The organism is Streptomyces kanamyceticus, from assembly GCF_008704495.1.
GTDB lineage: Bacteria > Actinomycetota > Actinomycetes > Streptomycetales > Streptomycetaceae > Streptomyces > Streptomyces kanamyceticus.
Genome location: NZ_CP023699.1, coordinates 5,366,861 through 5,379,829, shown reverse-complemented (window position 1 = coordinate 5,379,829; position 12,969 = coordinate 5,366,861). Strand labels below are relative to the sequence as shown.

11 protein-coding genes are annotated in these 12,969 nt (G+C 70.8%); 10 read left to right on the top strand and 1 reads right to left on the bottom strand.

The window, feature by feature from the left end; genetic code table 11:
* The first annotated feature begins 195 nt into the window (after window positions 1-195).
* The 7 genes from CP970_RS22950 to CP970_RS22920 all read left to right on the top strand — a co-directional run bounded on the left by CP970_RS22950 (window position 196) and on the right by CP970_RS22920 (window position 9,286).
* A complete protein-coding gene (locus CP970_RS22950; protein ID WP_224058626.1) occupies window positions 196-1,722 on the top strand; it encodes a hypothetical protein in 1,527 nt (508 codons plus the stop codon).
* A 229-nt stretch (window positions 1,723-1,951) separates the two neighbouring features.
* Window positions 1,952-2,260, top strand: a complete 309-nt coding sequence (locus CP970_RS22945) for a hypothetical protein (RefSeq protein WP_055570172.1) — start codon at window positions 1,952-1,954, stop codon at window positions 2,258-2,260.
* A 251-nt stretch (window positions 2,261-2,511) separates the two neighbouring features.
* Window positions 2,512-3,357 (top strand): hypothetical protein, encoded by an 846-nt coding sequence (locus CP970_RS22940; RefSeq protein WP_150493811.1) that lies wholly within the window; start codon window positions 2,512-2,514, stop codon window positions 3,355-3,357.
* Window positions 3,347-4,687: a hypothetical protein gene (locus CP970_RS22935; protein ID WP_150493809.1), complete on the top strand. Its 1,341-nt coding sequence runs from the start codon at window positions 3,347-3,349 to the stop codon at window positions 4,685-4,687. The genes CP970_RS22940 and CP970_RS22935 overlap by 11 nt, the downstream gene beginning before the upstream one ends.
* Window positions 4,684-6,243: an SCO6880 family protein gene (locus CP970_RS22930; protein ID WP_055547428.1), complete on the top strand. Its 1,560-nt coding sequence runs from the start codon at window positions 4,684-4,686 to the stop codon at window positions 6,241-6,243. The genes CP970_RS22935 and CP970_RS22930 overlap by 4 nt, the downstream gene beginning before the upstream one ends.
* A gap of 21 nt (window positions 6,244-6,264) precedes the next feature.
* Window positions 6,265-7,665 (top strand): ATP-binding protein, encoded by a 1,401-nt coding sequence (locus CP970_RS22925; RefSeq protein ID WP_055547426.1) that lies wholly within the window; start codon window positions 6,265-6,267, stop codon window positions 7,663-7,665.
* Window positions 7,655-9,286 carry a type IV secretory system conjugative DNA transfer family protein gene (locus CP970_RS22920; RefSeq protein ID WP_150493807.1) on the top strand — a complete coding sequence of 544 codons (1,632 nt, stop codon included), beginning with the start codon at window positions 7,655-7,657 and terminating at the stop codon, window positions 9,284-9,286. The genes CP970_RS22925 and CP970_RS22920 overlap by 11 nt, the downstream gene beginning before the upstream one ends.
* Window positions 9,287-9,314: 28 nt before the next feature.
* Here CP970_RS22920 and CP970_RS22915 read toward each other — a convergent pair whose 3' ends face one another.
* Window positions 9,315-10,037, bottom strand: a complete 723-nt coding sequence (locus tag CP970_RS22915; RefSeq protein ID WP_063806299.1) for an SDR family oxidoreductase — start codon at window positions 10,035-10,037, stop codon at window positions 9,315-9,317.
* A gap of 103 nt (window positions 10,038-10,140) precedes the next feature.
* On the opposite strand from CP970_RS22915, the gene CP970_RS22910 reads away from it, so the two are divergent.
* From CP970_RS22910 to CP970_RS22900, 3 genes are all read left to right on the top strand, one after another.
* On the top strand, window positions 10,141-11,088 hold the full coding sequence (locus CP970_RS22910) for a helix-turn-helix transcriptional regulator (RefSeq protein ID WP_055556865.1): 948 nt from the start codon (window positions 10,141-10,143) through the stop codon (window positions 11,086-11,088).
* A gap of 106 nt (window positions 11,089-11,194) precedes the next feature.
* Window positions 11,195-12,130, top strand: coding sequence for an ATP-binding cassette domain-containing protein (locus tag CP970_RS22905; protein ID WP_150493805.1), 936 nt, complete (start codon window positions 11,195-11,197; stop codon window positions 12,128-12,130).
* On the top strand, window positions 12,127-12,927 hold the full coding sequence (locus CP970_RS22900; RefSeq protein WP_150493803.1) for an ABC transporter permease: 801 nt from the start codon (window positions 12,127-12,129) through the stop codon (window positions 12,925-12,927). Before CP970_RS22905 ends, CP970_RS22900 begins: the two co-directional genes overlap by 4 nt.
* The last annotated feature ends 42 nt before the right edge of the window (window positions 12,928-12,969 follow it).

The window sequence follows — 12,969 nt, the reverse complement described above, 5'->3', positions numbered from 1 at the left end:
CAGCCTTCCCCGAAGGTAGGGGAATTGGGCGTTATGCGACTGCCCTGCGACTGCCCTGCGACTGTCGTGCGCAGTCGCGCGGTCCCACGGCTGGGGGGAGCCGACGATGGAACCCAGTGACCGGCATGCCACCGGACCGGGCGACGACCCCACCGCGGACCGGTTCGGCCCACCACCCCCAATGCCACCACCCCCATGCCGACACCCCCGATCCCGCCGTTCCCACCACATCCACCACATCCACCCAAAACCGGCCACCCCCTCACCCCCCTGGCCGTAGCCCTCCTCAACCTCACCGGGCTCGGCCTCGGCTTCGTCCTGATCCGACGCCGGTATCCGGCCATCCTCTGCTGCGCCGCGACCGCCGCCCTCCTCTTCATCGCGCTGCCCGCCGACGTCGACGGCGTCCCCCGCGGCGCACTCATCGCCTACGTCGCCTTCTTGGCCATCGCCGCCGCCGCGGGCGTGCGCCAAGCGACCCGAGCGCCCGGCACCCCACTACTGCGCGGCCCGCTCGCCCTCGGTCTCGGCGTCGTCCTGCTCGCCGTGCCCGCGGGCGCCGCCTTCGCGTACGAGGGCGCGCGCGACGAGGCCGTGGAGCAACAGCTCCTCGACCGCCTCGACCGGACGGACCGCATCGTCGCGGGCCTGGCAGGTGAGCCCTTCGACGGCGTGGCGGAGCAGCGGTACGCGAAGGCCATGGACGTCTACCGCGGCCTCGCCGACGACCACCCGGACTCCAGGGCCGCCGACCGGCTGCCCGGCAGCCTCGACGCGTACTACAAGTCCGTCGCCGCGCCGTACGCCGCGAAGAAGTACTGCGCCGCCATCAGCCCCCTCAAGCACCTGCGGACCGTCCCCACCACCCTCGGCAAGGACCGGCTCGGCGCGCTCGCCGACTGGCCCGACGAGCGCCTGGCCACCTCCCTCTACGAGTGCGGCGCGGCCTCGATCGGACGGCCGGCCGCCGACGGGCCGCTCGGCGAACTGCTGCGCACCTTCCCCGAGTCGGACCAGGCCGCGCGGGTCGCACCCGCGCTGCGTGCCGCGATCGCCGAGCGCGAGGCCGACCTGAAGGGCTCCGAGCCCTGCCCCGCCGTGGACGAGCTCCGGGCCATCGGCGCCACCGCGAGCGGCCTGCCCGGGGCGGAGCGCGACACCGGGGTCGGCGCCGGGGTCGACCGTGCCGTGGAGCGGGGCGTCTACGCCTGTGGCCTCGACGAGTTCCGGGACGACCGGTTCGCCGACGCCGCCCGCACGATGAAGGACTTCGCCACGAAGTACCCCGGCGACAAGAAGCGCCGGCGCGCCGAGGACATCGCCGTCGCCGCCGAGATCGCCGAGGCCCGGCCGAGCGCGGGCCGCCGCCTGCCCCCGGCCCGCCACACCACCGGCGGCGGCGCCGTCGACCTCGTCGTCGCCAACCTCGGCCCCGGCGAGTTCGAACTGCTCTACACAGGACCCGCCACCGGCCGCGTCAAGCTGAAGGACTGCACGTCGTGCCGGATCTTCGCCGACAAGCCGAGCGGCGACAAGGCATGCCGGGCGGGCGTATCGAAGTACCCGAGGACGACCCTGCGGCTGCCCCCGGGCGAGTACCACTTCCTCTACAAACGGGCCACCGTCCGCGACCGCGCGGCGGGCGCCAGGCTCAGCACCTCGTACCGCTACACCGACTGCTCGTTCATGACCCGCGGGACCGCCGGGCTCGGGCTGACTTAACACCTGGTCAGAACACCTGGTCAGAGGCGCGCCGGGCCGTCATTGCCCGGCGTCATCCTGCGTGATACACAGAGTGACCAGACCTCACTCACGAGAAAACGTACGAACTCAGCCAACGAATGGCGTCAAGGCGGCATGCGCGGGCCCGATTGTCGGCGAGAATGAGCTGTCCTCTGCACCGAGGTAGGCAGAGGTACCAGAACAACCCACTAGGGGCGGTGAGTTACACATGCTTATGGCAGCCGAAAAGGGCGACATCACCACCATCATCGGCGGGATCGCCCCCGACTGGGGTCCCTTCGGGAGCCTGGGCAACGAGGCACGCGTGATGATCGAGGTCGTGATGGCGATCGCCATCCTCCTCTGTCTCGGCATTGCCATCTGGGGCGCGGCGAAGCAACGCATCGGCGCGACGGCGCTGCGCGACACCTTCAGCGCCGAACAGGGCAAAGGCCTGATCATCGCGGGCCTGACCGGCGTCTTCATCATCGGTTCGCTCGGCACGCTGTTCACCATCGTGTACGGCATGGCGGTCTGATCGCGTACGACATGACGGTCCAGCGGTCCCACCCGCCCGACCGGAACCTTCCCCCACGTCCCCCACGTCTCTCCCCACGTCCCCTCCTCTCCCTGTCCCCCTTCTCCCCACCCGTCCGTCGTGCCCACCGGCTGAGGTTGCAACTCCCTGATGTCGAGTCACCACACCGCGCCCGCGCGGGAACCAGCACGGCTACCGTCGTACATGTCCCACGTGGCGGTTCAGCGAGAGGTTGAGGGGGCATGCGCGGCATGAGTCCCGACGACGAGCGGAACGACGGCCTCTTCGGCGGCTCGGGAGAGACCAGGACACGGCTTCCCGAGGGGGAGGGCGGGGGCGACGACGTCTACGGCGGCGCGCGCAGATCCGGCCGTGGCGGCCGGTCCTCGTCGCGCAGTCTGGTCACTGTCGTGGGCGTGGTGGTGCTGCTGATCGCGGCGATCGCGTTTGCCAACCGGGACGGGGGCGAGTCCTCTTCGGGGGGCGGGGACGGGAAGAAGGCGGGGTCTTCGCCGACTTCCCCTACCGGGGAGAAGCCGGTCGGGGGCAAGAACTCGGGGATTCCTTCGGGGTTCGCGCATGATGAGCAGGGGGCGCAGAGCGCGGCCTCCAACTACGCGGTGTCGCTGGTCTCGGCCGACATCCTCAAGCCCGATCGCCGGACCCAGATCGTCAGACAGCTCTTCGTCACCGACAAGGTGAGCGAGTTGGAGGGCAAGTTCGACAAGACGTACTCCAAGGACTTCCTGGACAAGATCGGTCTGGACGAGAAGGGCAACGCCGCCCCGGGCCAGACGTACGTCTCACGCACCGTGCCCGTCGGCACCAAGGCCACGGCGTACTCGGACAGCGCGGCAACGGTCGAGGTCTGGTGCACGGGCGCCTTCGGCACGACCGGGCAGGACACGGCGAACCCGGTCAGCAACGACTGGTTCACGCTGACCCTCAAACTGCGTTGGGCCGACAGCGACTGGAAGGTCGAGAGTTTCCGGTCGAAGGACGGTCCCGCTCCTGTGAACGGCGACAACAAGGTCTCCACCGCCGACGAGATCGCCAAGGCCGTCGAGGAGTACGGAGGGTTCACGTATGCCCGGTAGCCGCCGCCCACTGAAGCTCGCCGCCGCCACGTCGGCCGTACAGGTGGCGGTGGTCCTGCTGGCCACGCGTGCCTTCGCGGCGCCGGAGCCGAAGGACGACAAGTGTGACCTCATCGTCGGCCCCGCCAAGAAGTACTGCGAGAAGGGCGACGGAGGCAGCAGTGGCAAATACCCCACCGAGCCCCCCCTCCCCGACTCCCTCGACCCCCTGAGCGCCCTCGCGAAAGGCTGCGCCGACGCCGCCTCCTGGACCGTCGACAAGCTCTCCGAAGCCGTGAAGGACACCGCCAACGTCGACTTCACCAATGACAAGTTCCTCCAGCAGTACGCCGTCGTCTTCGCCGCGTCGACGATCCTGACGCTGCTCCTGTGGCTGCTCGCCGTGGCCAAGAGGGCGGTGCGGGGTGTCCCGCTCACCACCGCCCTGTCCGAGGCCATCGGTTTCCTCTGGCTCACCGTCCTCGCCTCCGCCTTCACGCCGCTGATCCTGTACACCGTCGTCTCGGCGACCGACGGCGTGTCGGACGTCATCGCGAAGGCGACGGGGGGTCAGACCGACCAGTTCTTCGGGACGTTCTCGGGTGCGCTGAAGAAGGGTGAGGACATCGGCGGCGGCCCGATCATGCTGATCGTCGTCTCGCTCGTGTCGATCCTCGCCGCTGGCGTCCTCTGGCTGGAGCTGGTGATCAGGGCCGCGCTGCTCTACGTAGGAGCGCTCCTCGGCACCGTCGTGTACGCGGGGCTCGTCGACAAGAACCTGTGGGGGCACGTCCGGCGCTGGGCCGGGATCATGATCGCGGTGATCCTGGTGAAACCCATCATCGTGATCGTCCTCGGGCTCGCCGGGGCGCTCTCCGCCGACGACGGGCCCGACTCGTTCTCCGCCGTCGTCTCCGGGCTCTCGATCATCCTGCTCGCCATCTTCGCGAGTGCCATGATCTACCGCTTCGTACCGGGCTTCGGCGACGAGATCGCCAACTCCCGCAACAACCGCATCATGGGCGGCGCCGAGAACAAGGCCGCCGCCGTGATCAGCTCCCCCGCGTCGCTCGTCTCCCAGGGCATCAAGACCCACAGTTCCCGGGGCAACGGCGGCGGCGACCAGGGCGGCCAGAACAACAGCCAGGCGCGGCCCGCCAATCCCGCCAGCGGCGGCGTCGCCGCCCACAGCAGCCGTCCCGCCGGGGGCGGCGGCTCATCGAACGGCGGCGGATCTGTCCCCTCCGCCGCACCCCCGCCGCGCAACAGCGCGACGAACTCGCCGCACTCGGGCAACCGAGGCGGCGCCCGCAACAGCAGTCCCAACCGCTCGGGAGGTGAAGGGCGTTGACGACCCAGTCCCACGTGTCCCAGCCGGTCGCGCCCCGCCGCACATATCTGATCGGCCGCGCCCGGCCGAACGCGATCGTCGGCAAGAACCGCGAGACCGGGGAAATCGCCCTGATCATCGCGGGGGCGTTCCTCGGCATGATGTGCGGGCTCCTCGTCCCCGTCCTCTCCATGCGCATCGTGCTGCTCATGGGCTTTCCGATGCTCGCCATCGCGGCGGTGTACGTCCCCTACAAGCACCGCACGTTCTACAAGTGGTTCGAGATCAACCGCAGTTACAAGCGGTCCCTCAAGCGCGGCACCGCCTACCGCTCCGGCGCCCCCGAGGCGGGCGTCAGGGCCGACGGCAAGGAGGTCGAGATCGGGCCGCCGCCCGGCATCGGCCGCATCAACTGGCTGGCCGCGCCGTTCGGTCCCGACGAGATCGCCGTGCTCCTGCACGCCGACCGCAGAACCGTCACCGCTGCCATCGAGATCGAGGGCCCCGGCGTCGGCCTGCGCGACAGCGAGGACCAGGAGGCCCTCGTCGACCGCTTCGGGACGCTGCTCAAGCACGTCGCGAACGGCGACGGCTTCGTGACGCGCCTCCAGATGCTCGCCCGTACGCTGCCCGCCGACCCGGACGCGCACGCCAAGGACGTCACCCAGCGCGGCGACGACCGGGCGCTGCCCTGGCTCAAGGGGTCCTACGACCAGCTGCAGTCGATGGTGTCGACCAGCAGCGAGCAGCACCGCGCCTACCTCGTCGCCTGCATGCACTACTCCCGCGAGCTGGCCGGTGAGGCGCAGGCGATGGCCCGCGCGGCGCGCCCGCAGGGCGGCAGGAAGCTCGACAAGGACGCCGGTCTCGCCGTGGTCATGGCGCGCGAGCTGACCGACATCTGCTCGCGCCTCCAGGAGGCCGACATCCGCGTACGGCAGCCGCTCGGCCAGGGCCGCCTCGCCTCCCTCGTCCACTCCATGTACGACCCGGACCACCCCATCGACCACATCCAGGCGATGACGAAACGCAACGCCTGGCCCGCCGAGCTCGACGCCATGGAGTCGACCTACCTCCAGGCGAAGACCCGCGAGTCCTCCACCCGCGCGCCCTGGTGCCACTCCACGGCCTGGGTGAAGGAGTGGCCGATGACGCCGGTCGGCGTGAACTTCCTCGCGCCGCTGCTCGTCCACACCCCGGACGTGATCCGCACGGTCGCCGTGACGATGGACCTCGAACCCACCGAGGTCGCCATCGAGCGGATGCTGACGGAGAAGACGAACGACGAGGCGGAGGCCAGCCGCCAGGCCAAGATGAACCGCACCGTCGACCCCCGCGACATCGCCTCGCACTCCCGCCTGGACCAGCGCGGCGAGGACCTGGCGAGCGGCGCGGCGGGCGTCAACCTGGTCGGCTACATCACGGTGTCGTCCCGTTCCCCGGAGGCACTCGCGCGCGACAAGCGCACCATCCGCGCCTCAGCGGGCAAGTCGTATCTGAAGCTGGAGTGGTGCGACCGCGAGCACCACAGGGCCTTCGTGAATACGCTGCCGTTCGCGACCGGCATCCGACGCTAGACGGAGAGGCAGGCTGCTGAGATGCGGGATCCGCTGACCATCCTCACGGACGCCTTCACGTCCTTCCTGTTCGGCAAGATCGAGACGACCAGGCTGCCGGTGCGCACGTCGACGGGGCAGGCCCAGGCGGTCTACCTGCCGACGGCCGCGCCGGGCCTCGGCGACTCCGGCGTGATCATCGGGCGCGAGGTCTACTCCGGCAAGGGCTACATCTACGACCCCTTCATGCTGTACGGACAGCAGCTCCCCGCCCCGCACTGGCTGGTGCTCGGCGAGTCCGGCAACGGCAAGTCGGCCCTTGAGAAGACGTACGTCCTGCGGCAGTTGAGGTTCAAGGACCGCCAGGTCGTGGTCCTGGACGCGCAAGGCGAGGACGGTGTGGGCGAATGGAACCTCATCGCCCAGGAGCTGGGGATAACTCCCATCCGGCTCGACCCGACGGCGGCCCTGGACATGGGGATCCGGCTGAACCCCCTTGACCCGGCGATCACGACGACCGGCCAGCTCGCGCTGCTCCGGACCATCATCGAGGTCGCGATGGGGCACGGTCTCGACGAGCGATCGGGCTTCGCCCTGAAGGTCGCGCACGCGTACGTCAACGAGACCATCGTGGAGCGCCAGCCGGTCCTCACCGACATCGTCGAGCAGCTGCGGCACCCCGAGCCCGAGTCGGCCGAGGCGATGAACGTGGCCATAGACGACGTGCGGGCCTGGGGCCTGGACGTGGCGCTGGTCCTCGACCGCCTTGTCGACGGTGACCTGAGGGGCATGTTCGACGGCCCGACGACGGTCGGCATCGACCTCGACGCCCCGCTGATCGTCTTCGACCTCTCGCACATCGACCGGAACTCCATCGCGATGCCGATCCTGATGGCGATCGTCGGCGTGTGGCTGGAGCACACCTGGATCAGGCCCGACCGCAAGAAGCGCATCTTCCTGGTGGAGGAGGCGTGGCACATCATCAACTCCCCCTTCGTCGCGCAGCTCTTCCAGCGCCTGCTGAAGTTCGGCCGACGGCTCGGCCTGTCCTTCGTGGCGGTGGTGCACCACCTGAGCGACGTGGTGGACGGCGCGGCCGCCAAGGAGGCGGCGGCGATCCTGAAGATGGCGTCCACGCGGACGATCTACGCCCAGAAGGCGGACGAGGCGAGGGCGACGGGCCGGGTGCTCGGCCTGCCCAGGTGGGCCGTGGAGATCATCCCCACCCTCACCCCCGGCATCGCGGTCTGGGACGTGAACGGCAACGTCCAAGTGGTCAAGCACCTCATCACCGAGACGGAACGGCCGCTGGTCTTCACCGACCGCGCCATGACCGAATCGTCGGCCGACCTCCCCGAAGAGGCGCCGACCGACGAGGCGATGCGGGCGGCCGAGCTCGAGGCGGAGGCGCGAGCGGCATACATGGAGCAGCATGCGGGATGAGTGGGAGCGGGGCGGGCGCAGGGTCCCGGAGCGGGCCGACCGGGGCATTCCCGACGGGGTGTTGGTGGGATTCCTCGGCTTCCTGCTCGGGTCCACGGTCCTCGTCTGGTCCGCGACGGGCCTCGCGGGCTGGTTCGCCCACGGCTCCTGGCCCGAGAATGTGACCTTCCGTCATACGCCCCTGTCGGTACGCCATTTGGCGGGCCAGCCGCACGACTTGGCGGGCGCGTGGCCGGAGACACCGCCGGGTCAGCTCTCCGGGTACGGCTTGTTCTGGGGCCTGTTCATCGGGCAGCTGATGGTCCTCGTGGTGCTGACGATCTTCGTCATGGGGACGGTGGCTCGGTGGAGGGCGGTGCGGAGGGCGCGGGGGGCCGGGGGTGCGGGGTCCGAGGCGTCGGCGCCGCCGGTGGCAGGGCGGACGGGCGGGCCGGTGGGTCGCCCCGGAGGGGCGGGGTTCGAGACGTCGACGCCTCCGGTGACAGAACGGGTGGGCGGGTGGGAACCCCGCGCCGGAGGCGCGGAGCGCGTGGAACCGGTCCCGACCGGGAGTCACGACGACACCCGCGCCGGAGGCGTGGAGCGCAGGGAGCCGGTCCCGACCGAGAAGCCGGACGACACCCGCGCCGGAGGCGCGGAGAACACCAGCCCCGTGCCACCCGCGCCGACCGTGCCGACCGTCCCCACCCCCCGTACCCCCCTGGTCCTAGGCAGCCCCGCGACCCGCAGACCGCTGGCGCTACAGGCCATCCAGGACGCCGAGGGCGCAGCCCTGATCATCACCTCCGACCCCACCCTGTGGGCGGAGACGAAGGACGCGCGGGCGAAGCTCGGCCCCGTCCTCCTCTACGACCCCTCGCACCTGTGCGACACCCCGGCCCGCATGCACTGGTCCCCCACCGCGGGCTGCGAGGACAAGACCACCGCGGCCCACCGGGCGGCAGCCCTGCTCGCGCCGATAAGGCCGAGCGCCAAGCTGGACACCGCCGTGGCGGACACCGCGGAGACGCTGATGCGCAGCTTCCTGCACGCGGCCGCGGTCGGCGACAAGCCCATGAAGCACGTCCACCGCTGGTCCCAGGGCACCCAGGTCCAAGAGGCCGTACGCATCCTCCGTACGCACCCCAAGGCCTCATCGGGAGCGGCCGGTGAACTGGAGGCGGTCCTCACCGCCTACGCCGAACGCAGAGACATGGCACAGGAGTTGACCGCCCGCGCGCTCTCCGCCCTCTTCACCGTGCACGTCCGCGAGTCCTGCACCCCCAACCGAACTGATGCGCTCACCCTGGATTCCTTCGTCGATGAAGGGGGCACGCTTTTTGTGGTGGGTGAGGCGATCGAGGATCCCAAGTCCCGCCAAGGCCCGGGTGCCATGCCCCTGCTCACGGCACTCGCCTCCAGCGTGGTCGAGCACGGCCGGCGCATGGCCGAACGGTCATCCTCCGGTCGGCTCGACCCACCAGTGACGCTCGTCCTCGACGACGTCGCGGCGGTGGCCCCGCTGCCCCAGCTGCCGGAGCTGCTCACCACCGGGGCGGACCGCGGCCTGCCGACCCTGGCCCTGCTGCGCTCGCGGGAACAGGGCCGTACACGCTGGCCGGACAGCGAACTCCCCGCGTAGTACGCAGTGTTCAGCCAGTACGCAGAGTTCAGCGCTTCCCGCCATCCACATCCAGCGTCGTCCCCGTGGTGAACGTGTTCTCCATCAGGTACGCCGCCGCGTGCGCGACCTCCTCCGCCGCCCCGGGCCGCCCGACCGGCAGCCGCCCGCCGACCTCCGCCCGGTAGGCGGCGTGCTCCTCGGGGCTCATCAGATGCGCGTGCGTATCGGTCGGCCCCGGCGCGACCGCGTTGACGCGCAGCGGCGCGAGCTCGACGGCGAGGGACTTCACCGCGGCCTCGACCGCGCCGTTGACCGCGGCGAAGGCGAAGTACCCGGGGTCGGCCTTCCGGTACAGATAGCCCGAGACGAGCGTGACGGAGCCGGTCTCCCGCGCCATGTACGGCAGCGCCGCCCGCAGACAGCGGTACTGCCCCCACCACTTCACCTCGAAGAACTGCCTCACCGCCGCCTCGCCGAGCTCCTCGAAGGGCGCGACCACGGCCCCCGACGCGCAGGTGAGGAGGTGATCGATGGTGCCGACCGACCCCATGACCTCCGTCACCGCCGCCCCGTCGGTGACATCGAGCGCACGGAACTCGGTCTCGGCGCCGGTCAGTTCGGCGATCCGCTCCGCGTGCGGGCGCACCACGTCCGCGCTGCGATCGGTGAGTACGACGCGGGCGCCGCGCCGCGCGACGAGTTCGGCGGCGGCGAGGCCGATGCCGCCGCCCGCCCCGGTGATGACGACGGTGCTACCGGAGAGATCCACACGAACCACATTCCTTCGATTCCCAAGCTGTCAATCCTTCTGGGTTCGAGTCTCACAGCGACATGGCATCCAGGCCTTGGAAATACCGGTGCATAATCGTGCGATGCACGATGACGCACAGGGTCCCGCGACCGGCAGCCCCGCCACCGGCTGCCACTGCACCGACACCGCGGAAGCCCCCTGCGCCGAAGGGCTGAGCCGGTACCGCGCCGCGGTCGTCAAGGGCTGCCTGCCGCGCGCGACAGCGCCCCACTGCCTCGTACGCCTGGGTCTCCTCACGCCGCCCCCGGACGACCCCGAGGTCCTCGTGCCCGTGTCGCCCAACGTCGCGGAGTCCGAGCTCCTGCAACCGGTGCGGGACCTCCTCGACGCCCAGCAGGAACGGCTGCGGTCCATCGGCTCCGGGTTCTCGCCGGTCCACGCCATCTACCGCGCCGCGCGGCGCGAGTCCCAGGACTGGCTGACCGTCGTCGACGGCGCGGACGCCGTCCCCGCGCTCCTGGAACAGGCCGTGCGCGGCTGCCGCACCGAACTGCTGACCGTCCAGCCGACTAGCGAGACCGCCGTCCCGCCCGGCGTCACCCACCGCGCCCTGTACCCGCACGCGGCCCGCACCCACGCCGCGCGGTGGCGGCACCTCCAGGACATCGAGCGGTCCGGCGGCCGGGTACGCACCCTGCACCAGCTGACCGGCCGCCTGATCCTGTGCGACAGGTCCGTCGCCTACCTCGTCGACCAGGGCGCCGTCGAGATCCGGCACCCCGCCGTCGTGGCGCACCTCGCCGCCGAGTTCGAGGACGCGTGGGAGCGGGCCAGGCCCGTGACGGAGTCGGCCGCCGCCCGCACCCGTGAACCGCTGATCGTCGACGAGGTCCGCCGCGCGGTCATGAAGCTCCTCGTCTCCGGCCTCACGGACGACGCGATCGCCCGCCGCCTCGGGGTGTCGAGGCGCACGGTCGCGGGCCATGTGGCCGCGATCTCGCGGGACTTGGGGTCACGCTCCCGGGCCCAGCTCGGCTATCTGATCGCGCGGGCGGAACCGGACCTCTGAGGGGTCTCGGATCAGGGTCGCCGTCGTACCCCGGTACTACCCCCGCCGCCCGCCTCCCGCCCCCGGTCCGACGATCCGCGCCGCCGCCCGCAGCAGGATCGACGACATGATTAGGGCTCACGAACTGACCAAACGCTACGGCGGCAAGACCGTCGTCGAGGACCTCGGCTTCGAGGTCCACCCGGGCACCGTCACCGGCTTCCTCGGCCCCAACGGCGCGGGCAAGTCCACCACCATGCGGATGCTCCTCGGCCTCGACGCCCCCACCCGCGGCCGCGCCACCGTCGGCGGCCGCTCCTACGCGGCGCACCCCGCGCCCCTCCACGAGGTGGGCGCGCTCCTCGAAGCCCGCTCCGTCCACCCGGGCCGCTCCGCGTACCACCACCTCATGGCGCTGGCCCACACCCACTCGATCCCCAAGAAGCGCGTCGAGGAGGTCCTCGACCTCGTCGGCATCCACGAGGTGGCCCGCAAGCGCGTGAAGGGCTTCTCGCTCGGCATGGGCCAGCGCCTCGGCATCGCGGCCGCGCTGATCGGCGACCCCGCCACCGTCATCCTCGACGAGCCGGTCAACGGCCTCGACCCCGAGGGCGTCCTGTGGATCCGCAACCTCCTCAAGTCCCTTGCCGCACAAGGCCGTACGATCCTCGTCTCCTCCCACCTGATGAGCGAGATGGCCCTCACCGCCGAGCACCTGATCATCATCGGCCGCGGCAGACTCCTCGCCGACACCACCGTCGAACGCTTCGTCCGCGAATCGGGCACCGGATCCGTCAAGGTCGTCACCCCCGAGGCCGGACTCCTCACCGAACTGCTCACCGGCCCCGGCGTACGCATCACCTGCGACGACCCCGGCGTCCTCGACGTACACGGCACGGACGCCGAACACATCGGCCGCACCGCGGCGGCCCGCGGCATCCCGCTCTTCGAACTCACCCCGCAGAACGCGTCGTTGGAGCAGGCGTTCATGGACCTCACCCGGGACTCCGTCGAATACGTCGCCACCCCGTCACTCGCGCAGCCCGAAGGAGCAGCGGCATGAGCACCCTCCAGACCGTCCCCGCCCCCACGGCCCCCGCCCCCTACCGCCTCACCACCAAGGGCATCCTGCGCTCCGAGTGGCACAAGCTGTGGACGCTCCGCTCCACCTGGATCACCCTGCTCACCGCGACCGCCCTGGTCCTCGCCGTCGGCATCATGATGGGCGCCACCTACGACGGGGACGACGCCGAGATCGACACGGTCGTCTTCGTCCTCTTCGGCACCCAGCTCTCGCAGATCTGCCTCGCCGTCCTCGGCATCCTCGTCATCGCGGGCGAGTACTCGACGGGCATGATCCGCGCCTCGCTCACCGCCGTACCGCACCGGCTGCCCGTCCTGTGGTCCAAGGCCGCGGTGTTCGCGGGCGTCGCGTTCGCGGCCACCCTCGTGACGAACGTCGGCACGTTCCTCATCGCCCAGATCTGGCTCTCCGACACCGACAAGAAGCTGTCCCTCGCCGACTCCGGCGTCATGGGCGCCCTCGCGGGCAGCGCCGCGGCCATCACCCTGCTGAGCCTGATCGCCCTCGGCCTCGGCGCGCTGCTGCGCTCGGTGCCCGGCGCCATCGGGGCGTTCATCGCCGCCGTACTGATCCTGCCCGAGGTCCTGAAGATGCTGCCCTTCGGCTTCGTCGACACCGCGGTCAGGTACCTCCCGGCCCAGGCCGCGAGCTCCCTCGGCTCGGTGGCCCGCGTCGAGGACACCATCGCGCCCGGCACCGCCCTGCTCACCCTCGCACTGTGGAGCGCGGCCCTCATCGCGGCGGCATCGGTCCTCCTCAAGCGGCGCGACGTCTGAACCCGTGTGCGAGGCAATGCTGTGTACGAAGATCGGGCTCTG

Bases quoted from the DNA above. Each gene is read 5' to 3' on its own strand.
- CP970_RS22920 (WP_150493807.1), top strand. From the start codon at position 7,655: ATGCGGGATGAGTGGGAGCGGGGCGGGCGCAGGGTCCCGGAGCGGGCC.
- CP970_RS22945 (WP_055570172.1), top strand. From the start codon at position 1,952: ATGCTTATGGCAGCCGAAAAGGGCGACATCACCACCATCATCGGCGGG.
- CP970_RS22925 (WP_055547426.1), top strand. From the start codon at position 6,265: ATGCGGGATCCGCTGACCATCCTCACGGACGCCTTCACGTCCTTCCTG.
- CP970_RS22940 (WP_150493811.1), top strand. From the start codon at position 2,512: ATGAGTCCCGACGACGAGCGGAACGACGGCCTCTTCGGCGGCTCGGGA.
- CP970_RS22910 (WP_055556865.1), top strand. From the start codon at position 10,141: ATGCACGATGACGCACAGGGTCCCGCGACCGGCAGCCCCGCCACCGGC.
- CP970_RS22900 (WP_150493803.1), top strand. From the start codon at position 12,127: ATGAGCACCCTCCAGACCGTCCCCGCCCCCACGGCCCCCGCCCCCTAC.
- CP970_RS22935 (WP_150493809.1), top strand. From the start codon at position 3,347: ATGCCCGGTAGCCGCCGCCCACTGAAGCTCGCCGCCGCCACGTCGGCC.
- CP970_RS22950 (WP_224058626.1), top strand. From the start codon at position 196: ATGCCGACACCCCCGATCCCGCCGTTCCCACCACATCCACCACATCCA.
- CP970_RS22905 (WP_150493805.1), top strand. From the start codon at position 11,195: ATGATTAGGGCTCACGAACTGACCAAACGCTACGGCGGCAAGACCGTC.